This window comes from Alteromonas portus (assembly GCF_005117025.1).
Taxonomy (GTDB): Bacteria; Pseudomonadota; Gammaproteobacteria; order Enterobacterales; family Alteromonadaceae; genus Alteromonas; species Alteromonas portus.
This window is the reverse complement of sequence record NZ_SWCO01000005.1, coordinates 291,899-310,729: the sequence shown is the minus strand read 5'-3', so window position 1 is coordinate 310,729 and position 18,831 is coordinate 291,899. Positions and strand designations below refer to the sequence as shown.

The following is an 18,831-nucleotide window of genomic DNA, read 5'->3' as shown; positions in this document are numbered from 1 at the left end:
ATTATTTCTCTTACTTCGCGTTTGGCGTAGCTCTTAACATTAGCTCTTCAAATTAGCGCTTATAATTAGCGCTTAATGCGCCATTTGCTTCCACGGCATAGTACGCAGAATGTCAGCAAACACACCTGCAGCCGTTACCGTACCACCTGCACCATAACCTCTAATCACGTAAGGAATGGGGCTGTAGTAATCGCTGTTAATGGCAAGCGCATTCTCACCGTCTTTTACCTGCGAAAGCGGATTACTTGCTGGTACCGCCTGAATGCTTACTTTGCATTTTCCATCTTCAATGCTGCCGATATAACGAAGCACTTTACCCTCTGCTTTCGCCGACTCAACCTTTTCGCCAAACGACGCATCTAGTTCTGGTAGCTGCTTCATAAATTCGTCAGTTGAACAGTCTTCAGCAAAGCCTTCTGGCAGTACAGACTCAATTTCAATATCAGATAGCTCTAACGCTAAATCAGCTTCACGGGCCATAATAAGCAACTTACGGGCAACGTCCATACCGCTTAAATCGTCGCGCGGGTCTGGCTCGGTGAAACCATTGTCTTTGGCTGTTTGTGTCGCTTGCGACAGGCTCATGCCCTCTTCAAGCTTACCGAATACGTAAGATAGGCTACCCGAAAGAATACCTTCGAATCGATGCAATACATCGCCTGCACTAAATAGCTTTTGTAGGTTATCGATAACAGGAAGACCCGCACCCACCGTTGTTTCATAAAGATATTGACGATTGGTACTAAGTGCTGTTTTACGTAGCTTACGGTAGTAAGACATCTCGCTGGTATTCGCCTTTTTGTTTGGCGTTACCACGTGAAAACCGCTTTCCATCATATCTACGTATTGCTGTGCAATCGCTTCGTGACTGGTACAGTCAACAATCACCGGGTTCACCAGACTATTGTCGTTAGCGAACTGATGTAGGCGTTCAACACTCAATCCTTCGCTTGCCGATTCAAGTGCAGACTTCCAGTCACCACTTAAATCAATACCTTGACTGTTTAACAGCAGCTTACGGCTATTTGCAATACCATAAACTCGAAGCTGCACGTTGCGTTTAAGTAATGCAGGCTGTTGTTTCTCAATCTGACCTAGCAGTTCAGTGCCCACATTGCCACACCCTACTAGGAATACGTCAATGGTATGGCGGTCAGAGAAAAAATTCTGGTGAATGACTTTTACTGCTTTCTTAGCACGCTTACTTTCAATTACCGTTGAAATAGAGCGCTCTGAAGAGCCTTGTGCAATAGCTACGTTGTTTACTCGCGCTTGGGCAAGCGAGTTAAAGAAGCGCGCAGCCAACCCTTTGGTTTGACGCATACCGTCACCAACCAAAGTAACAATGGCCAAGTCATGACGCACTTCGATAGGATCTAGCAATTGATTTTGAAGCTCTAGCGCAAAAGCATCTTCAAGTAGCGTTAATGCACGGCTGGCATCTTTGCTTTGAATACAAAAGCTAATTGAGTATTCTGATGATGACTGAGTAATAAGGCTAATTGAAATATTAGCGTTAGACATCACCTCGAACACACGGCTTGCCATGCCCACCATGCCTTTAAGGCCTGGCCCTGCAACGTTAAACATGGTGACGTTATCAAGCTGTGAAATACCTTTCACAGACGTCCACACTTCGCTTTTCTCATTACTTATTAGCGTACCAGGTGCAGCTGGATTGAGTGTATTTCTGATCAGGCAAGGAATGTGGTGCTGTGCAATTGGGCCGATAGTTTTAGGATGAAGCACCTTGGCACCGAAATAAGACAGTTCCATCGCTTCTTGATAAGTAAGCTTATCTAGCAGTACTGCACCTTCCACTTGATTCGGGTCAGCGTTGTAAACACCGTCTACGTCTGTCCAAATTTCACAGCAGTTTGCATCGATACACGCCGCTAGAATGGCCGCAGAATAGTCAGAGCCATTGCGTCCCAGCGTTACTTTCTCGCCCGCTTCATTAGCGGCAACAAACCCTGGCATAACCAAAAACTCACTGCCGTCTGTAGGTACATCTGAGAAACGCGCTTTGCTTAGCGATACATCGGCAATGCTGTCTAAATAATCGCCCTCGGCAAGCACATAGTTAACCGGGTCAATAACGCGATTAACTATACCTTTAGCTGTTAGCATCGCGCTAAAGAGCGTTACCGAGATGTACTCACCAATACTTAGAATACCGGCAGCAACATTATCAGGTGCAACACCAAGCAGCTTAATACCCTCAAGGTGCTGTTTTAATACTGACAAATGACTATTGATGAAAGCCACCACGCTTGCGTGTTCAAACCCGTCGAGCTCTTCATTCAGGTCGTTGGCGATGCCTGTAACCGTGTCGTTCAGTTTATCGAATAATGGCTGGAAATCTTCACCCGCGGCTGCTTGTTCACAAAGGAGTGAAAGCGCGTTCGTTACCCCCTTTGGGGCAGAAAGTACAACCGCAGCACCGTCGGTTTGGTGGGTTGCCGTGCTAATTTCCATAACGCGCATGTATCGCGGTGCATCGGCTAGAGAAGAACCCCCAAACTTTAAGACTTTCATATGCTGCTCCTTAAGGTTACGCATGCTAAAACGTGTGTAAAAAAAAGCCCGCTCTGTGTTAGGCGGGCTTTCGTTGTCTTTTGCTTACTTGCACTAGTCAGCGACCGCCCTTTTTAAGGTGGTAATTAACATAATGGTGGTGCGAGTAAGTAGAATCTTTTTCATACAAGCAATTTGCCGTATAGACGTCTATAAGTCAACCGCAGTTTTCACTACACTGTATTGCAAAAAGTGAAACACTCTTAAACTAATATTTCTTTTTAAGGTACAAATGATAATTTCAGTATAGACACTTACACGCATCCTTCGAAGCACAGTAAGTTACCCATTGTGCTCACAGAGGAAACATTGGAGCCGCGCTTCAGCTATCTGAGACAAGATGTTGAGCTAAAAAATCCACCAGTAACCTTATTTTAGGAGCAACATTTCGGTTTGAAGGAAATACAGCCCAAATAGCCTCTTGTTTGTCTTTGTACTCGGGGAATAGCTCAATTAGCTGACCTGAGGCTAGTGCTTTACGCACGTAAAATCCGGGTAGCTGTGCAATACCCAAACCAGCAACCGCGGCGCTGCATAGGGCATTCCCGCTGTTATACCGTACCCTTCCCTGCACGGGAATTGATTGAATTTTATTATCGATAAATAAACGCCAATAAGGTTGTGACCCCACCAGCAACGAGTGCTCTTTTAACTCTTCAATACTTCTGGGCTGACCTTGCTCTTTAAAATAATCCCTACTTCCACATACAAATAAATGTCGGGTAGCTAGCTTTTTGGCAACCAGTGTCGAGTCTTCTAGTTTGCCAATGCGGATAGCTAGGTCGAGACCTTGCTCTACAATATCGAGCTTTTCGTTTGAAAAGGTGCATTGTACGCTAATGCCGGAATACTTTTGCATAAAGGTATTGAGCAAAGGCGCGATGAAGGCTTCGCCAAACGCTACGGGAGCGGTGAGTTTAATTAGCCCTTGCGGCGATGCTTGTAATGCGCTTACTGCTAGCTGAGCATCTTCAAGCACTTTTAATGCAGGTAATACTTGCTGAAAATACTGGGTACCCGCCTCAGTAAGTGACACGCTTCGCGTTGTGCGCTGTAATAATTTAACGCCAAGCTGCTTTTCGAGCGATGCCACTTTACGACTTATCTGTGCCACGGATGTATCGAGCTTGTTCGCAGCTCCGGTAAAATTGCCAACGTCGGCCACAGCACAAAACTCTGCTATTCCCTCAAGATATTTCATTAATGCCACCCGTTAATTGAGCGTTACCCAATGCAGTATTCTTTTTTCTCCAACCATTTTATTTGCTAAACCCAATTATTACAAATATGCAAAAGTAATTTACTTAAACTGTATTTATCATTAGTAATCCGTCTCCTATACTTCGGTCTATAAAGCATCATCAAATATTTATGATTAAGGAGTCATTACATGGCATCGTTTAAAGATTCGTTGCAAGAAGGCCAGACGCATATCAAGTCAAAAGCTGCAGTGGCTTGGGGCCCGGGTGAGCCCTTAAAGATGGAAGAAGTTGACGTAGAGCTTCCTAAGAAAGGCGAAGTACTTGTACGCATCGTTGCAACTGGCGTGTGCCACACTGACGCATTTACCCTGTCTGGTGATGATCCGGAAGGTGTATTCCCTTCAATTTTAGGCCACGAAGGTGGTGGTATTGTTGAAATGGTGGGTGAAGGCGTAACCAGCGTAGAAGTTGGCGACCACGTTATTCCTCTTTACACTGCAGAATGTGGCGAGTGTAAATTCTGTAAATCAGGTAAAACTAACCTTTGCCAAGCGGTGCGCGAGACGCAAGGTAAAGGCTTAATGCCAGACGGCACAAGTCGTTTCTCAAAAGACGGTGAGCCAATTTATCACTATATGGGCTGCTCAACGTTTTCTGAGTACACAGTTCTACCAGAAATATCGCTAGCGAAAGTAAACAAAAATGCGCCGCTAGACGAAGTCTGCCTACTTGGTTGTGGTGTAACTACGGGTATGGGTGCTGTACTTAAAACTGCAAAAGTACAGGAAGGCGACACGGTTGCTATTTTTGGTCTAGGCGGCATCGGTCTGTCAGCCATCATTGGTGCACGTATGGCTGGCGCCGGCCGCATTATTGGTATTGATATTAATGAAAGCAAGTTTGACCTAGCGAAGCAGCTTGGCGCAACTGATTTAGTTAACCCTAATAATTTCGACAAGCCTATTCAGGAAGTGATTGTTGAAATGACCGATGGCGGCGTTGATTACTCGTTTGAATGTATCGGCAACGTAAACGTTATGCGCTCTGCCCTTGAATGCTGTCATAAAGGTTGGGGCGAATCTGTAATCATTGGTGTAGCTGGTGCAGGGCAAGAGATTTCAACACGTCCGTTCCAGTTGGTGACAGGTCGTGTATGGCGCGGTTCCGCATTCGGTGGCGTTAAAGGTCGCTCAGAACTGCCAGGTATTGTTGAACAATACTTAAACGGTGAGTTTGGCCTTCAAGAGTTTATCACTCACACCATGGGCCTTGATGAAATAAACGAAGCGTTTGATTTAATGCATAAAGGCGAAAGCATTCGCTCTGTTGTGCATATGGACAAATAAGCATTAGAGCCAAAGCGCAGATATTTTTGTATAAAAAATAAAGGCCCGCATAAATGCGGGCCTTTTCGTAATTACTATATATGTAAACCTACTTGGCTCTCTTTCGTCTTATCAGCGCCAAAGCCGATAGAGGTAGCAATATTGCTAAGCTTGCCGGTTCAGAAACAGAAACACTGGAAACGCTTGCAGAAAAGCTAGGCGCTGCAGTTACTACGATGTCGTCAACAAAGTTGCCTAAAGTACCTGTATTAATGGTAGAGAAACGAATAGTAGTCAGGGCAGTTTGCGCAACAAAGTCACCGTAGAATTCAGACCAGCTTTTAATCGCATGATCGTCAAACACCTGACTGAATAAAACACTATTAGTATCACTGAGTATGTCTAACTGAAAACTCTCTCCACTGCGTCGTGCAGCATAGGCAAATGACACATCGTAAGTATTTCCTGCTTCGGTAGAAAAAGTCTGAAAAATCGAATATCGACCACCATTTCCATTAGCATTTAGTTCAGCGTATTGGCTACCGTCAAAAGCATTTAAACGTTGAAAGTTATCCCAAAGCTCCATATTCGTGCCGCTCCAGCCGTCTACAGTTCCTGCGGTGAAGGCCTTCCAGCTATTACTTCTGATATCGTTATTTTCAAAACTACCGTTTAATATCAGGTTTGCATGAGCGGACGTACTCACACCAAAAACTAAAGATAAAACTACTAACCACTTGCTCATGTACTTCTCCGAAATCACATGTGATCCTATGATTGTATTTTACCAAGTGGTCCAACCTGTGTATCTTATTCTTTAGCATGTTGTAGAAAAGTATAACTAAATAACTCCCTGCTCTAACGCTTTGAGCACGGCCCTTGTTCTATCTCTTACGCCAAGCTTAGCCATAATCGATGAAACCTGATTCTTTATCGTTCCTGTAGATTTGAACATCGCATCCGCAATTTCTTTATTACTGTAACCCGCAGCGATCAAACGGAGAATGTCGACTTCTTTCTCAGTAAGTGGCTCTGGATTTTCGAACGACTCAAATTCTACGTTCAGTCCTTTCAAGCCTTGCAACACTTTTTCGGTTACCGCGGGCTGAATCAGCGTTTTGCCATTTTTTATTTGTGTAATAGTGTCAACCAGGGTTTCTAGCGATACATCTTTAAGCAGGTACCCTTTTGCACCAGCCCGCATAGCGCCGTTTACCAGCTCGTGATCGTCAAACGTAGTAAGCATTAGCACTGGCGTACTAATCCCTTTATCACTCAGTGCAAGCAAAGTATCGATACCCGATAATTTGGGCATGCGAATATCCATTAATATCACATCACAGTTTAAAGCGTTTTCACTATCAATGAGCTGCTGACCATTTTCGTATTCGCCAACAACTTCAACGCTATCATCAAGCCCTAAAAGTGATTTGATGCCTTCCCTCACCAGCATTTGATCTTCAACTAAAATAAGGCGTGTTTTCATTCGCCCTCCGGTATGTGAATTGCGATGCGAAAACCCTGCTCGGTTTGCTGCCAGCTGATAGTTCCATTTAGCTCATTAACCCGTTCCTGCATTCCTTTTAGGCCATTGCCAGCCACCACATGACTTGAAGTGTCAGATGCCCTTGGTCCCTCTTCCTTTCGAACTCCTTTTGCACAAGCGCTTTCTGAATAGCTACATGATGCTTTGTCGAAAAGCGGTATGCTACTTGGCTGCTCATCCCTGAGTTTATTATCTGCAGCATGCGGCACCATACTGTCGTGCATTAGTAGGTTGTAAACGCCGTTGTGTTGCGTCAGTGATAGGGAAAAATAATGCGCCTGTGTATGGCGGATCACGTTAGTTAGCGCCTCCTGCATACTTCGCAAAAGGCAATCGGCAATTCGCACGTTGGTTAACATTAAATTGTCGTCAATGTGCAGATTTACCATCGGCCTAGGCAAATCTTTAATTAGTGCGTTTACCGCTAATGAAAAATCAATAGCCGCATTTTCCCGAATGTCAGAAATCGCTTCTCTAACATCAGAGAGCAAAAGCTTAGCGATACTGTGGGACTGGTCAACGTGTTGCTTTATGGCTTGCGATTCAGTGCTTTCTAATAAATCCGCCTTTCTAGACGCGACTTGAAGGTTGATGGTAAGCGCCGTCAAATGATGCCCTAAAACATCGTGAATGTTTCGCGCTATACGCAGGCGCTCATCTTGAGTAAGCGCTTGCTTCATTAGTTGCTGAGTACTTAATAATTGTCTATTAAGCGCGTCAGCTTCTTCACGTGCTTTCGATTCTTTAATGGCCGTGTTTGACATGATCATGGCAAATAAATTGAATGTCCAAAACAGCGCGCCGGTTAAGACAGCTTGCTGCTCTTGCCACACCCATCCTTGGATTAGGATTGTGGGCAGAGCCAATGGTATTGAAAGCACGACGCACGTTTTCCAATTAACATAATAAGGAAGAATGGCGGACCAAATAACAATGAAGATGGCAAGGTAAGCATAGGGAAGCAAAAACTGGCACAGTACCGCTAATAGAAACATCGCCCATAACGTTGGCAGCCTTAACGAAAGCATACTGTGGTCATGCCTACTGACAATCACAAAAGACACAGCTAGCATGCAAAAAATAGCAATGGCAGAGAGGGTTCGCCAATGTATGAACGAGTATTGATGATACAAGAAGTAAAGTGCAGAGCCGCTTACAAACATCCACGTAATGCATGCAGATGCGCGCTCAATATCGATGCTCACCCGCCAATGAGCAGGGATTGAGATTTTCATTCGTTTCTGACTACCTATATCTTTTCGTTCTTATAGCGTTACTTTGACAAAAAACACAGTTCAATGCATAGGCCAGAAGTCACTTTTTATTTCATGACTTCTGGCACTGTTGTCAATCTCGTGAAGTTATCACTATAAGCCTACAATTTTGTTCATTGCCAAAGGAAAGCAAGATGCAAACAATTCATGGCTTTATAGTAACGCTTCATATTTTAACGGGTGCTCTGTCACTTTTACTGTTTTGGGTGCCTAGTCTTACGAAAAAGGGCGGAAAATCCCACAAGCAATTTGGTGGTTACTATATAAAAGCAATGCTATTTACGTCTATTAGTGGCGTTATCAGCTCTACCATGGTGTTGTTTATTCCGCTCGTCATCTACCCAACAATGCCCGAGCACGCTGAGTCTGTTGCTTATTTCACTGCCTATCTTAGAGGTCAATATCTCTTTTTGCTGATGTTAAGCCTGTTGGTATGGAACAACGTAAGGCATTCCGTAGCGGTGCTTAAAGCGAAACAAAATCTTGAGCAACTGCGTACTATCGAGTATCTGTGGCTACCCGCTCTGCTTATTGTTGTAGCTTCTATTGCATTGTATCAAGGTATTACGTACGGCATTACGTTAACCTGTATTTTTGCCCCTATCGCGCTGTTAAATGCCATTGGTATTGCGCGCTATGTTTATCAAAAAAACATCGTTGCAGGTGCGTGGGTAACTGAGCACATTGGGCATATCATTGGCTCTGGTATTGGAGCATATACCGCATTTTTTGCCTTTGGAGGACGCGTACTATTTGAAGGCTCGCCGTCACTGCAAATTGTCAGTTGGATTCTACCTGCTCTTATAGGCGTTCCTTTTTCAATCTGGCTTAGTTGTAAATACAAACCAAAGTCGTCTGTTAATAAGTCGCCTTCTTTGAAGCCTAAGGTGGTAAAAAGCTAAGGCCTTACCCAAATTCCAACGGCTTTTATCAATGCTAATGTTGGGCCTGTTGACCTTTGCTGTATGTCAAAGCTCAACGGGCGCTAAATGCAAAACTGAGGCTTTACCGTTTGGACAACACACAATCAAATGTGTAACGTAAGAAATGGCAATAACGCCACCACGAACCAGTGTGAACATCGAGCGCTAAATTATGAAAAAGCACCAATCAGCAGCACTTAAAATATTGAAAGATACACTATCATTTCAAACGTCTAAGCGTAGTCTCGCTGTTGTTGCGGCCTGTATTAGTTTAGGGCTAGGTTTAAGTGCACATGCGAACGCATATCATGAAGACAATTCAACACCGCAAGCCAGTGACCAAGCGCAAATGAATGCCACACCGACACTTGCAACGCTCACTAACTTCCAAAAAAACGCGCCCTTCATGTATTCTTCGGGCTTACCTGATGCCTCTCATCTTTCTTTGCTGAAAGAGGAAGGGGTGACGCACGTTATAGACTTGATCCCAGGAAATAGAACTAGTGAGATTTTAACTACCTCAGAATTAGGGCTCGACTACTTTAATGTGCCCGTTGATTGGGAAGGCCCCACATTAGCCAACTTTTTAAACTACGCAGCATTCATGCAAAGCGTAGATATCGAAGAAGACAAGGTACTCACGCACTGTAAACTGAATTGGCGAGGTGCCGCTTTTACCTATCTTTATAGAATTAACGTACTGGGAGAAAGTGAACAAGCTGCCAAAAAAGACCTTATGGCTATTTGGCACCCGAATCCTACATGGTACGCGTTTATGAACGACGTTATTTCTCATTACAATGAGGTAAACGGTCAACAAGTAGCAATGTCGTTTGAGGCTGCCGCTCCTGAAAGCCATTAGATTTTTGGGCTACTTCATAGTTTTTTTAAACCACTTCCCCCCTATTAAACATATATGAAATTTCAGATGCGTCATTGACACATACGAAATTTCATATACGATACATCACATACGAAATTTCATATGTGATGATTTTTATGTCGACTTGTTGTGAACCTGGGCAGTTAGCGCCCTTAGCATTTTTTAAATGCCTGTCGGAAGACACTCGCTTAAAGACGCTGCTTATGCTTAGCGTAAAAGGCGAGCTATGCGTCTGCGACCTCACCGATGCGCTTCAACTAAGCCAGCCAAAAATTTCGCGGCATCTTGCTGATTTACGAAAGTGCGGCTTAGTGCTCGATACCCGTAAGGGCAAGTGGGTGTACTACCAACTTCACCCTGACTTACCCGCTTGGGCACTAGAGGTTATCAAAAACACTGCGTCCAATAATAGTACATACATCGAAGATCCATTAGCGAACTTGTCCTGCGAGAATTGCTAACGCTCACATACTTTGATGTACATCACTAAGGTGCTTGTCCTTAGCACATTGCAAGCTGCTTACTTTTTAACTTTTCTAATTTTTTGATAGCTATTCAAAGTAGCATCAGCCATTTAAATAAGGTTTTTATATGAAGATTTTATACATTTGTACGCACAACCGTTGCCGCAGTATTCTTTGCGAAGCCATCACTAATGCCTCTAACGGTAATGTAGAAGCGCGCAGTGCGGGCAGCCAGCCTGTCGGTGAAGTACACCCTCTTTCTCTTAAATACCTTGCAGAGCGAGGATTTGATACAAACGGGCTTCAAAGTCAGTCGTGGGATGAATTTGAAGATTATGACGCTGATCTTGTCGTCACCGTTTGTGATTCAGCGGCGGGTGAGTCATGCCCTGTTTATTTCGGTAAATCGCTTAAAGTGCACTGGGGCTTAGAAGACCCGTCAAAGTTAGAAGGTAGCGAGCAAGAGAAAGCCGCCGCATTCAACAACACCATAGATATTATTGAAAAGCGTGTAGCGGCATTAGCAGAACTTGCTGAGAAAAACTTAGATAAAGCAGCACTTAAAGAGGCACTATCAAAATTAGGTGCCCAGTAATGAGTAAAGGTGAATCAATGAGCCCAAATGTATCCGAAAGCCCAGACATATCATCAGCACAAAGCCCTTCTGATAACGCGGTAATGGAGCAAATGCATAAGCCGATTATGGCTAACTTTGCATCAACGTTCTCAGATCACAAGCCGCGCATTTTGTTACTTTACGGCTCGCTGCGAGAACGCTCTTACAGTCGTCTAGTTATAGAAGAGTCAGCGCGGTTGCTTGAATATTTTGGCGCAGAGGCCAAAATTTTTGACCCTCGCGGTTTGCCGCAGCCAGATACTGAAGATGAGTCACATCCGAAAGTTAAAGAGCTACGCGAGCTTATGATGTGGTCTGAAGGTCAAATTTGGTGTTCACCTGAGCGTCACGGCAGCATGACTGGCATTATGAAAAGCATGATCGATTGGGTACCGCTTAGCCTTGGTGGCGTGCGTCCGACACAAGGGAAAACGCTGGCCATTATGCAGGTATCTGGTGGCTCACAATCATTTAATGCGGTAAATCAAATGCGTATTTTAGGACGCTGGATGCGCATGTTAACTATTCCTAACCAGTCTTCTGTAGCAAAAGCGTTTTTAGAATTTGAAGACGATGGTCGCATGAAACCGTCCCCTTACTACAACCGCATAGTGGATGTAGTTGAAGAATTGGTGAAATTTACTTTGCTTACCCGCGACAACAAGGACTTTTTAGTTGGTCGCTATTCCGAGCGCGTTGAAAGCGCAGAGGAAGTGAGTAAGCGTGTTAATCAAAAATCGCTGTAAAATTAAGACAAAGGTGAGTAGAAATGGGGTTCTTTGAACGTTATTTATCAGTGTGGGTTGGTCTTTGCATTATTGCGGGGGTGGGCCTAGGTTATACTTTGCCTGGCGTATTCGAGTCTATTGCAGCGCTTGAATATGCACACGTAAATCTTGTAGTGGCAGTACTTATTTGGCTAATGATTTACCCAATGATGGTGCAGATAGACTTCGGCTCTATTAAAGATGTGGGTAAAAAACCAAAAGGCTTAGTGCTTACACTCGTGGTTAACTGGCTTATTAAGCCATTCACTATGGCGCTCTTGGGCTGGCTATTCTTTAAAGGTATTTTTGCCGATTGGGTAGACCCGCAAACCGCCACTGAATACATTGCCGGCATGATTTTACTGGGCGTTGCTCCTTGTACTGCCATGGTTTTTGTCTGGAGTCACCTAACAAAAGGAGACGCCAACTATACGCTGGTGCAGGTATCGATAAACGACCTTATTATGGTCGTTGCCTTTGCACCACTTACCGCCATGCTGCTTGGCGTAACAGATATCACAGTTCCTTGGGACACACTGCTTCTTTCTGTAGCGCTCTATGTAGTATTACCGTTGGTCGCGGGTTATATAACGCGCCGCCACTTGGAAAACAAAAACAACAGCGCGCAGAAAACAGGTTCAGGAAATGACGCTGTTAACGCGCTAGTAAGTAAATTTAAGCCGTTCTCAGTAATTGGGTTACTGCTTACTATTGTTATTTTGTTTGGCCTTCAAGCAGAAACTATATTATCGCAGCCCCAAGATATCGTACTTATTGCGATACCACTGCTAATACAAACTTACGGTATTTTTGCTATTGCCTACTTTGCCGCAAAACGCATGAAACTACCGCACAATGTTGCAGCGCCGGCATGTATGATTGGTACGTCAAACTTCTTTGAATTGGCAGTCGCCGTAGCCATTTCACTATTTGGCTTACACAGCGGCGCAGCACTTGCCACAGTGGTGGGCGTGCTGGTTGAGGTACCAGTTATGCTTTCGCTAGTGTGGTTCGCGAACAAAACCCGTCACTGGTTCGACTAACCTCTAATAAAAAAGGGCGAACACTTAGTTCGCCCTTCCTCATTGGCCTTTTTCAAGGTTTTTTATCATTCACTCAAGTTTCAGATCTTAAACCGCAATCGCTGGTTTGAAAGTATCGGGAAGTATAAAACCAAAGCGCTGTAAAACCAGCTTAAGCTCGTCTCGTTTAATGGGTTTTTCAATGAAACCTAAAGCACCTAATGACATTACTTTCTCTTGCATCATCGGCTGGATGTCGCCTGAAATAACAACAACAAAAGTCTCGAGTTGACGGCGTTTTATTTCACTTAACACGCTGAGGCCGCCAAGAACAGGCATCGTTAAATCTAATAATACAAGGTCGATAGTGTGATGTGCCAACACTTCTAAAGCATCCATACCGTTGGACACTTCATAGATCGACTCAGCAAAACCGTGAGGTAGGTTGATTCTGGCCATTTTCCTTGCAAGGGCTGAATCGTCGCAAATTAGAATATTAAAACCCATTAACTACAGTCTTATAATTGGTTACTAATCAGCCAATAGAATACATTAAACGAAAGTATAATAAAACAAGAAAAATATCGAATTATTGGGTACTTACTCGATAACAGCAAGAATCTTCCCTCTCCAAAAATTATGTTTTGTGTTAGATATAGCGTGTTGAAAGAAGGAAAACATCCCTATGCAAGAGTTAACTGCGACCCAAGACAAGAACCTGGTGAGAAAAGTTGCCTATCAAATTTTGTCTCACTTCGATAAGAGCTATCGTTGGTTCACCCGCATTACGCGCGGCGCTCAAGAAAGGTTTGAAAAGGGCAATTGGAAAGAAACCCAGTTAGCATCTAAAGAGCGGATTACCATATATGAACAAAGCCTGTCAGACGCGGTGGCCGAAATTTACCAGCTTACTCAGGTACACCAAAAAGATGATGCGTTCTGGCAAGAACTTAAAAAGGTATTTGCGCTACAGTTAGAAGGCCACCCGCAGTTCGAACTGGCTGAAACCTTTTACAACTCAGTAATTGGCCGCTTTTTTAAGCATAGAAAAATTGATAACGACATGATGTTTGTGCTGCCTAGTCGCTGCTTTCTGCCTGGCCAGGACAGAGATAAAGTAGTAAACAGCTTTGACACCACCACGACCGTACGTGAAATGTACGAATCGATATTTAGAATTTACCGTTACAATATTCCGTTTGAGAACTTTGAACGAGACTTGCAAAACCTTGAAACCGCCCTACGCGCTCGACTGAACAAAGAGCAGTTAGCCAGTGTTCAAGCAGTAGAAATACTAAAGCCTACTTTTTTCCGGGGTAAAGCGGCATACTTGATTGGCCGTATCTGTATGCCCGACGAAACCCTGCCCTTTGTCATCGCCATGAGAAGATACAATGAGCCACATATGTTCGTTGATGCCCTGCTAACTGACCGCAAAGACCTGAGCGTAATTTTTGGTTTCGCACGCAGCTATTTTATGGCTGATACTCAAAACCCTGCCGAGGTCGCCGCTTTTCTTCAAGAGTTATTACCAAATAAAAAGCACTTCGAATTGTATATGTCGATGGGGCATTACAAACACGGTAAAACGGTGTTCTATCGCAATTTCTTGCAGCATATGGACGAATCGAATGACAAATTCGAGGCCGCGCCAGGCATTCGCGGCCTGGTAATGATGGTTTTCCACCTGCCGTCCTACGGGGTGGTATTTAAAATCATTAAAGACGAGTTTGCTGAAAGTAAAAAAATCACCCGTGAGCACGTTAAGGAATGCTACAAATTAGTAAAAATGTCAGACCGTGTGGGTCGAATGGCTGATACTCACGAATACGTAAACTTTAGGTTTCCGTTAGATAGAATTGAACCCGAGCTAATCGAAGAACTCAAGGAAACGTGTGCCTCGAGTTTAGAATTCACAGAGTCTGAGCTAATTATCAAACACATGTATATTGAGCGAAAAATGACGCCGCTTAATCTATATCTACAAGAAGAAACGGATGAAGAAAAAATCACACGTGCATTAGATGAACTTGGGCTTTGCATTAAGCAAATTGCTATGGCAAATATCTTCCCTGGAGATATGCTGCACAAAAACTTCGGTATTACCCGTCATGGTCGCGTTATCTTTTATGATTATGATGAAATTTGTTTAATGAACGAACGTAATTTCAGAGCACTGCCAAAATCTGATGATCCCTATGCTATCGATACACTTTCAGTTGCGCCTAACGATGTGTTTCCCGAGCAGTTCGAGCATTTCATCGTAGGTAAGCGAAAGTTCAAAGATATACTTAAGTCACTGCACGGTGATTTGATGACACCTGAGTACTGGCATGAAGTACAAGAGAAGTGCGCGCGCGGGGATGTACAACACTTCACACCTTACAACCCAAGCATGCGTTTTGAAAGAGATTAGCGAGGATGGCATTTAGGTATTACTTAGTGCTGGCCGGCACCATGAAACGTATCAGTTGGGTTGGCGGTGCTTTTTGGCTTGGTTATCTACACATATCACCGCTTTATGCGAAAAAGCTTAAAAGTGATCGTTTCGTTGCTTAACACCCGTAAAAGTACATGAAAGCGATACTGCTTTGCGACTGCTTGTTTTTGCTTGCTGATGATCAAACACCGGTCAAAGGTGACAGCAATGCCAAACAGGTGTGTGAATGTAGATAAACAAAAGAAGCGTAATAATGAAAGTGCTACTTGTAGAAGATGATCCAAAGGTTGCCTCGCACATTGCAAATGGACTATTGGGTGAAGGGCATGAATGTATTACTGTAGGTGACGGAACATCAGGCTACCAACAGGCGTCCAGTAATGAGTTAGACGCTGTGATTTTAGACGTGATGCTGCCTGAACTCGACGGTTTTTCTGTTTTAGAAAAGCTTCGCGAAGAAGGAAACACAACGCCTGTCTTATTACTTAGTGCAAAGAGCCAAGTTGAAGATAAGGTCAAAGGCCTTCGCACAGGCGCTAATGATTATTTAACTAAACCTTTTGCCTTTGAAGAGTTACTTGCTCGCGTTGAGGGCCTTGCTGGCCGCAACAAAGAAGGCGAAGACAAGACCTTAATCAAAGTCGGTGATCTCACGCTAGATTTAGTTAATCGAAAAGTATTGCGTGGCGATCAAGAAATTGATTTGCAGTCTAAAGAATTTCAATTACTTGAGTGTCTGCTGCGTCATAAAGGCAAAGTTGTTACGCGCAGCATGCTGCTTGAACAGGTTTGGAACTACCACTTTGACCCACAAACCAATGTGATTGATGTTCACATTAGCCGCTTGCGACAAAAAGTGGACAAAGCGTTTAACGTGCCGCTTATTGAAACGGTGAGAGGAACTGGGTACCGCATAGCGGATGGGCTTGCATGATAGCAATACGCGATTTTACGCGTAGTTCTAGTTTTCGCGTAGGCGTATTGCTCACCACTCTTGCTTGTATTGCCATTGTTTTAATCGTTTATTTTTGGCGATTAACGAGCAGCGACTTGTTTATTTCCGAGTCTAACGCTGCCGTTAACGCCAAAGCGAACGCGCTTGTAACTCTCTATGAAAACCTTGGTATTGACGCAGTAAAGTCAGCCATTGCGAAAGATACCAACCAATCCTCTCTTAGCGCAAAAAATCCCTCTCCTTCATTCGAACATTTGCGTTCATTTGTCGCGTTGAGTAAAGATGAGCAGGTAGTTGCTGGGAATTTAGCCTCTATTCCACTGGTGTTAGAGCGACACAAAGGGGTTAACTTTGATACTGCAGAAATTGTAATTACCCGACCTAATAGTTCATCTCGGAAAACTTTGCGCCAAGCATTGATGAGAGAGGACGTTTTAGGCAATTACACCCTTTATGTTGGCCGTGGTATTGACGACCTATACAGTGCACAGTGGTTTGGCAAAACCTTTAGCTGGATTATTGTGGTGCTGCTTTGCACTTTGAGTATTCTAAGTTTCGCCATTGCTGTGTATGTGGTTAATCGAATTAATCGCATGTCGCAAACGGCTGATAAGATAATAAAGACCGGTAGCCTCGAAGAACGGCTCGAAATCGACAGCAATTGGGACGATCTAAGCAGTCTTTCTTTCGTTTTCAATCAAATGCTAGACACCATTGAAAGCTCGGTAAATAACATTAAGTCAGTTACAGACAGTATTGCTCACGACTTGCGCACACCGCTTTCTAGGCTTCGTAATACATTAGAAAGAATTGAGGACGACCAACTTCGCGAGGACACTACGCAAGAAGCAGATAACCTGCTTAATATGTTCAATAGCCTATTGCGCATTAGCGGTCTTGAAACCACAAACAAGAAAGAAGGTTTTTGCAATACAGACGCGCGGGCAATAGTAGAAGACGTAGTTGACCTCTATCACCCTCTTGCTGAAGAGCGCAACATTAAGCTATCTAGCCAACTTGAAAACGTCACTATGCTTGCCGACCCTAACTTACTTTTCCAAGCCGTGGCTAACGTATTAGACAATGCGATCAAGTATTCGAGTAAAGACAGTATGGTTACTGTGCAGCTAACTTCCACATCTCGCCATATTGTTATTGCTGTTAATGACGCTGGCATTGGTGTTGGCGAGCACGATATTGTGAATTTGGAACGACGGTTTTATCGCGCTGATGGTAGCAGGTCGAGTAAGGGTAATGGTTTGGGCTTATCTCTCGTTTCAGCAATAGTGAAACTGCACGATGGTAAAACATGGTTTGTACACGACCCACTTATGAAGGGACACGGACTAGGTGTCGTGTTTTGTTTTCCCCGTTAATGTGAGTCAACACAGGCTGTTTAGCGCGAGAAAAAGCGGGCAAACATACCCTACGTGTACTCGCTAAATTTACGCCCTTTTTCCAACGCTGACCTTTTTATAGGTCAGCGAATTCTTCAATGCTCTGTTTGTAAAATATCAATCAGTTTGCTTTTGCATAAAGATAGTGACTTCTGCCATCACAATACCGAACTTGCGAATGTACGAGCGGTTCATCATGGTGCTATCATCAAACGCCCAAAACCAATCATCGAAAGTCACCGAATAGGTTGTGTCGTCCACAGGTAAATCCATCTCGTAGTGAAAATTGAATGCGTTACCATAGCTAATACCCTTTGCCGGCCCTTCAATATCACTCGCCTTTCCGATAAAGCTTCCGTCACTTTGCTTAACAATAGTCCATGTGCGAGACGTTGGACCGTCGCCTACACCATAATCAAAGGTTTCATCAAGCGTTAGAGTGTCGCCCTTTATTGAGCCATCAATGTTTACAACAAACCGTTGGACCACTTCGCCTGAACGATTTTGTACTATGCCCCAGGCTTTAACATTTCCGTCAAAAAACTGCTCAATATTGAACACGGGCGACACCGACTGGTAGTCCTCGCCGTCAACAGAGACGGAGCACCCTGATAATCCCACTATTGATAACGTAGCAAATCCAACCCCTAAACATAGTTTCATCATATTTTTTATCATTTTATTTATCCTGCTTAATCAAGAGCTAATTCAACTTTGTGCCAATACGCAAACTGGGTTAGTTTTTTCCAAGTAACTTTTTTCTAAACTTAGGTTCCGAGGTTTCATCGCTTAACCAAATATCAAAAAAACGTTGTGTAAACCTTTTGTCACTTATCTCATCAGCTTTTTTGCCATTAACGTAAAACACGCTTGTGCCTTCTTTTGTTGCGATACCAGTGATCACATCCCCGTCACTTACATCAGGGAATATTTTCTCCATTAACGACAGCCATTTTTCTGCGTCGTCGGTAGAAACGTCTCCCTGCTTTTTCATTTCATCAATAGAGCGCTGAGCAATCTTTTTACCTTCGAGGTCCCGTTGGTAAGTTAAGCGAAGCGCGAAAGGAGGCTGATTAGCGTACTTACCATCAGGTGCAAAAAGCTCACCTGTGTAAACATCCCAAAAGTAGTAAGAAAACATGCCCTGGCCAACCAGCGCCGCATTAGGGACATACTCAGTAATGTTCTTCAAATTTGGCTCTTGTGCATGGGCGTTGTTTGGCATGGTTAGTCCGCTTAGTGACATGGAAACAAAAATAAGAAATGTAGAGGTCTTGGCTATTTTTTTAACGCCAGTCATGAATAAGGCGCTTGCGCCTCTTACGCCTCTTACGCCTCTTACGCCTCTTACGCCTCTTACGCAATAAGGAAACCAAAATGAAGCGTTAACCACAGCATTGGGTAAAACGTCGTTTTTCTTAATAACCATAAGTATGCTCT

At 43.8% G+C, this 18,831-nt stretch carries 18 protein-coding genes; 10 read left to right on the top strand and 8 right to left on the bottom strand.

The features are described 5' to 3' along the window. Positions 1–72: 72 nt before the first annotated feature. Together thrA and E5672_RS09310 are read right to left on the bottom strand one after the other, a co-directional pair. The gene (gene thrA / locus E5672_RS09315; RefSeq protein WP_136781943.1) at positions 73–2,538 is read right to left on the bottom strand and encodes a bifunctional aspartate kinase/homoserine dehydrogenase I; all 2,466 of its coding nucleotides are present in this window, start codon (positions 2,536–2,538) and stop codon (positions 73–75) included. A 361-nt stretch (positions 2,539–2,899) separates the two neighbouring features. Further along, positions 2,900–3,778 carry a LysR substrate-binding domain-containing protein gene (locus E5672_RS09310; RefSeq protein ID WP_136781942.1) on the bottom strand — a complete coding sequence of 293 codons (879 nt, stop codon included), beginning with the start codon at positions 3,776–3,778 and terminating at the stop codon, positions 2,900–2,902. 189 nt (positions 3,779–3,967) lie between these two features. On the opposite strand from E5672_RS09310, the gene E5672_RS09305 reads away from it, so the two are divergent. Next, entirely contained in the window at positions 3,968–5,125 is a 1,158-nt protein-coding gene (locus tag E5672_RS09305) for an S-(hydroxymethyl)glutathione dehydrogenase/class III alcohol dehydrogenase (RefSeq protein ID WP_136781941.1), read from the top strand. 88 nt (positions 5,126–5,213) lie between these two features. On the opposite strand, the gene E5672_RS09300 is transcribed toward E5672_RS09305, so the two are convergent. From E5672_RS09300 to E5672_RS09290, 3 genes are all read right to left on the bottom strand, one after another. Continuing rightward, a complete protein-coding gene (locus tag E5672_RS09300; RefSeq protein ID WP_136781940.1) occupies positions 5,214–5,849 on the bottom strand; it encodes a carbohydrate binding domain-containing protein in 636 nt (211 codons plus the stop codon). A gap of 96 nt (positions 5,850–5,945) precedes the next feature. After that, the gene (locus E5672_RS09295; RefSeq protein WP_136781939.1) at positions 5,946–6,590 is read right to left on the bottom strand and encodes a response regulator; all 645 of its coding nucleotides are present in this window, start codon (positions 6,588–6,590) and stop codon (positions 5,946–5,948) included. Then, entirely contained in the window at positions 6,587–7,885 is a 1,299-nt protein-coding gene (locus E5672_RS09290; RefSeq protein ID WP_136781938.1) for a sensor histidine kinase, read from the bottom strand. Before E5672_RS09290 ends, E5672_RS09295 begins: the two co-directional genes overlap by 4 nt. A gap of 173 nt (positions 7,886–8,058) precedes the next feature. On the opposite strand from E5672_RS09290, the gene E5672_RS09285 reads away from it, so the two are divergent. The 6 genes from E5672_RS09285 to arsB all read left to right on the top strand — a co-directional run bounded on the left by E5672_RS09285 (position 8,059) and on the right by arsB (position 12,620). Further along, entirely contained in the window at positions 8,059–8,826 is a 768-nt protein-coding gene (locus E5672_RS09285) for a hypothetical protein (RefSeq protein WP_136781937.1), read from the top strand. 193 nt (positions 8,827–9,019) lie between these two features. Beyond that, complete coding sequence (locus E5672_RS09280) at positions 9,020–9,709, top strand: protein-tyrosine phosphatase family protein (RefSeq protein WP_136781936.1); 690 nt, start codon at positions 9,020–9,022, stop codon at positions 9,707–9,709. Positions 9,710–9,846: 137 nt separating this feature from the next. After that, a complete protein-coding gene (locus tag E5672_RS09275) occupies positions 9,847–10,191 on the top strand; it encodes a metalloregulator ArsR/SmtB family transcription factor (protein WP_136781935.1) in 345 nt (114 codons plus the stop codon). Between the two features lie 130 nt (positions 10,192–10,321). Next, entirely contained in the window at positions 10,322–10,789 is a 468-nt protein-coding gene (locus E5672_RS09270) for an arsenate reductase ArsC (protein WP_071815780.1), read from the top strand. Continuing rightward, positions 10,789–11,556, top strand: a complete 768-nt coding sequence (gene arsH / locus E5672_RS09265; protein WP_136781934.1) for an arsenical resistance protein ArsH — start codon at positions 10,789–10,791, stop codon at positions 11,554–11,556. The genes E5672_RS09270 and arsH overlap by 1 nt, the downstream gene beginning before the upstream one ends. 23 nt (positions 11,557–11,579) lie before the next feature. Further along, positions 11,580–12,620: an ACR3 family arsenite efflux transporter gene (gene arsB / locus E5672_RS09260; RefSeq protein WP_131137601.1), complete on the top strand. Its 1,041-nt coding sequence runs from the start codon at positions 11,580–11,582 to the stop codon at positions 12,618–12,620. 87 nt (positions 12,621–12,707) lie between these two features. On the opposite strand, the gene E5672_RS09255 is transcribed toward arsB, so the two are convergent. After that, positions 12,708–13,106, bottom strand: a complete 399-nt coding sequence (locus E5672_RS09255; protein WP_136781933.1) for a response regulator — start codon at positions 13,104–13,106, stop codon at positions 12,708–12,710. 178 nt (positions 13,107–13,284) lie between these two features. Here E5672_RS09255 and aceK point away from each other — a divergent pair, with 178 nt between their 5' ends. The 3 genes from aceK (at position 13,285) to E5672_RS09240 (ending at position 17,370) form a co-directional block, all read left to right on the top strand. After that, positions 13,285–15,015, top strand: a complete 1,731-nt coding sequence (aceK, locus tag E5672_RS09250; protein ID WP_136781932.1) for a bifunctional isocitrate dehydrogenase kinase/phosphatase — start codon at positions 13,285–13,287, stop codon at positions 15,013–15,015. A gap of 277 nt (positions 15,016–15,292) precedes the next feature. Next, positions 15,293–15,973, top strand: a complete 681-nt coding sequence (locus tag E5672_RS09245; protein WP_014950502.1) for a response regulator transcription factor — start codon at positions 15,293–15,295, stop codon at positions 15,971–15,973. After that, the gene (locus E5672_RS09240; protein WP_136781931.1) at positions 15,970–17,370 is read left to right on the top strand and encodes a HAMP domain-containing sensor histidine kinase; all 1,401 of its coding nucleotides are present in this window, start codon (positions 15,970–15,972) and stop codon (positions 17,368–17,370) included. The genes E5672_RS09245 and E5672_RS09240 overlap by 4 nt, the downstream gene beginning before the upstream one ends. 138 nt (positions 17,371–17,508) lie before the next feature. Here the strand turns inward: E5672_RS09240 and E5672_RS09235 are convergent, their stop codons facing one another. Together E5672_RS09235 and E5672_RS09230 are read right to left on the bottom strand one after the other, a co-directional pair. Beyond that, positions 17,509–18,069, bottom strand: a complete 561-nt coding sequence (locus tag E5672_RS09235) for a DUF3833 domain-containing protein (RefSeq protein ID WP_136781930.1) — start codon at positions 18,067–18,069, stop codon at positions 17,509–17,511. Positions 18,070–18,127: 58 nt separating this feature from the next. Continuing rightward, positions 18,128–18,820: a chalcone isomerase family protein gene (locus tag E5672_RS09230; protein WP_240692199.1), complete on the bottom strand. Its 693-nt coding sequence runs from the start codon at positions 18,818–18,820 to the stop codon at positions 18,128–18,130. Positions 18,821–18,831: the final 11 nt, after the last annotated feature.

Bases quoted from the DNA above. Each gene is read 5' to 3' on its own strand.
- thrA (WP_136781943.1), bottom strand. From the start codon at position 2,538: ATGAAAGTCTTAAAGTTTGGGGGTTCTTCTCTAGCCGATGCACCGCGA.
- E5672_RS09310 (WP_136781942.1), bottom strand. From the start codon at position 3,778: ATGAAATATCTTGAGGGAATAGCAGAGTTTTGTGCTGTGGCCGACGTT.
- E5672_RS09305 (WP_136781941.1), top strand. From the start codon at position 3,968: ATGGCATCGTTTAAAGATTCGTTGCAAGAAGGCCAGACGCATATCAAG.
- E5672_RS09300 (WP_136781940.1), bottom strand. From the start codon at position 5,849: ATGAGCAAGTGGTTAGTAGTTTTATCTTTAGTTTTTGGTGTGAGTACG.
- E5672_RS09295 (WP_136781939.1), bottom strand. From the start codon at position 6,590: ATGAAAACACGCCTTATTTTAGTTGAAGATCAAATGCTGGTGAGGGAA.
- E5672_RS09290 (WP_136781938.1), bottom strand. From the start codon at position 7,885: ATGAAAATCTCAATCCCTGCTCATTGGCGGGTGAGCATCGATATTGAG.
- E5672_RS09285 (WP_136781937.1), top strand. From the start codon at position 8,059: ATGCAAACAATTCATGGCTTTATAGTAACGCTTCATATTTTAACGGGT.
- E5672_RS09280 (WP_136781936.1), top strand. From the start codon at position 9,020: ATGAAAAAGCACCAATCAGCAGCACTTAAAATATTGAAAGATACACTA.
- E5672_RS09275 (WP_136781935.1), top strand. From the start codon at position 9,847: ATGTCGACTTGTTGTGAACCTGGGCAGTTAGCGCCCTTAGCATTTTTT.
- E5672_RS09270 (WP_071815780.1), top strand. From the start codon at position 10,322: ATGAAGATTTTATACATTTGTACGCACAACCGTTGCCGCAGTATTCTT.
- arsH (WP_136781934.1), top strand. From the start codon at position 10,789: ATGAGTAAAGGTGAATCAATGAGCCCAAATGTATCCGAAAGCCCAGAC.
- arsB (WP_131137601.1), top strand. From the start codon at position 11,580: ATGGGGTTCTTTGAACGTTATTTATCAGTGTGGGTTGGTCTTTGCATT.
- E5672_RS09255 (WP_136781933.1), bottom strand. From the start codon at position 13,106: ATGGGTTTTAATATTCTAATTTGCGACGATTCAGCCCTTGCAAGGAAA.
- aceK (WP_136781932.1), top strand. From the start codon at position 13,285: ATGCAAGAGTTAACTGCGACCCAAGACAAGAACCTGGTGAGAAAAGTT.
- E5672_RS09245 (WP_014950502.1), top strand. From the start codon at position 15,293: ATGAAAGTGCTACTTGTAGAAGATGATCCAAAGGTTGCCTCGCACATT.
- E5672_RS09240 (WP_136781931.1), top strand. From the start codon at position 15,970: ATGATAGCAATACGCGATTTTACGCGTAGTTCTAGTTTTCGCGTAGGC.
- E5672_RS09235 (WP_136781930.1), bottom strand. From the start codon at position 18,069: ATGATAAAAAATATGATGAAACTATGTTTAGGGGTTGGATTTGCTACG.
- E5672_RS09230 (WP_240692199.1), bottom strand. From the start codon at position 18,820: ATGGTTATTAAGAAAAACGACGTTTTACCCAATGCTGTGGTTAACGCT.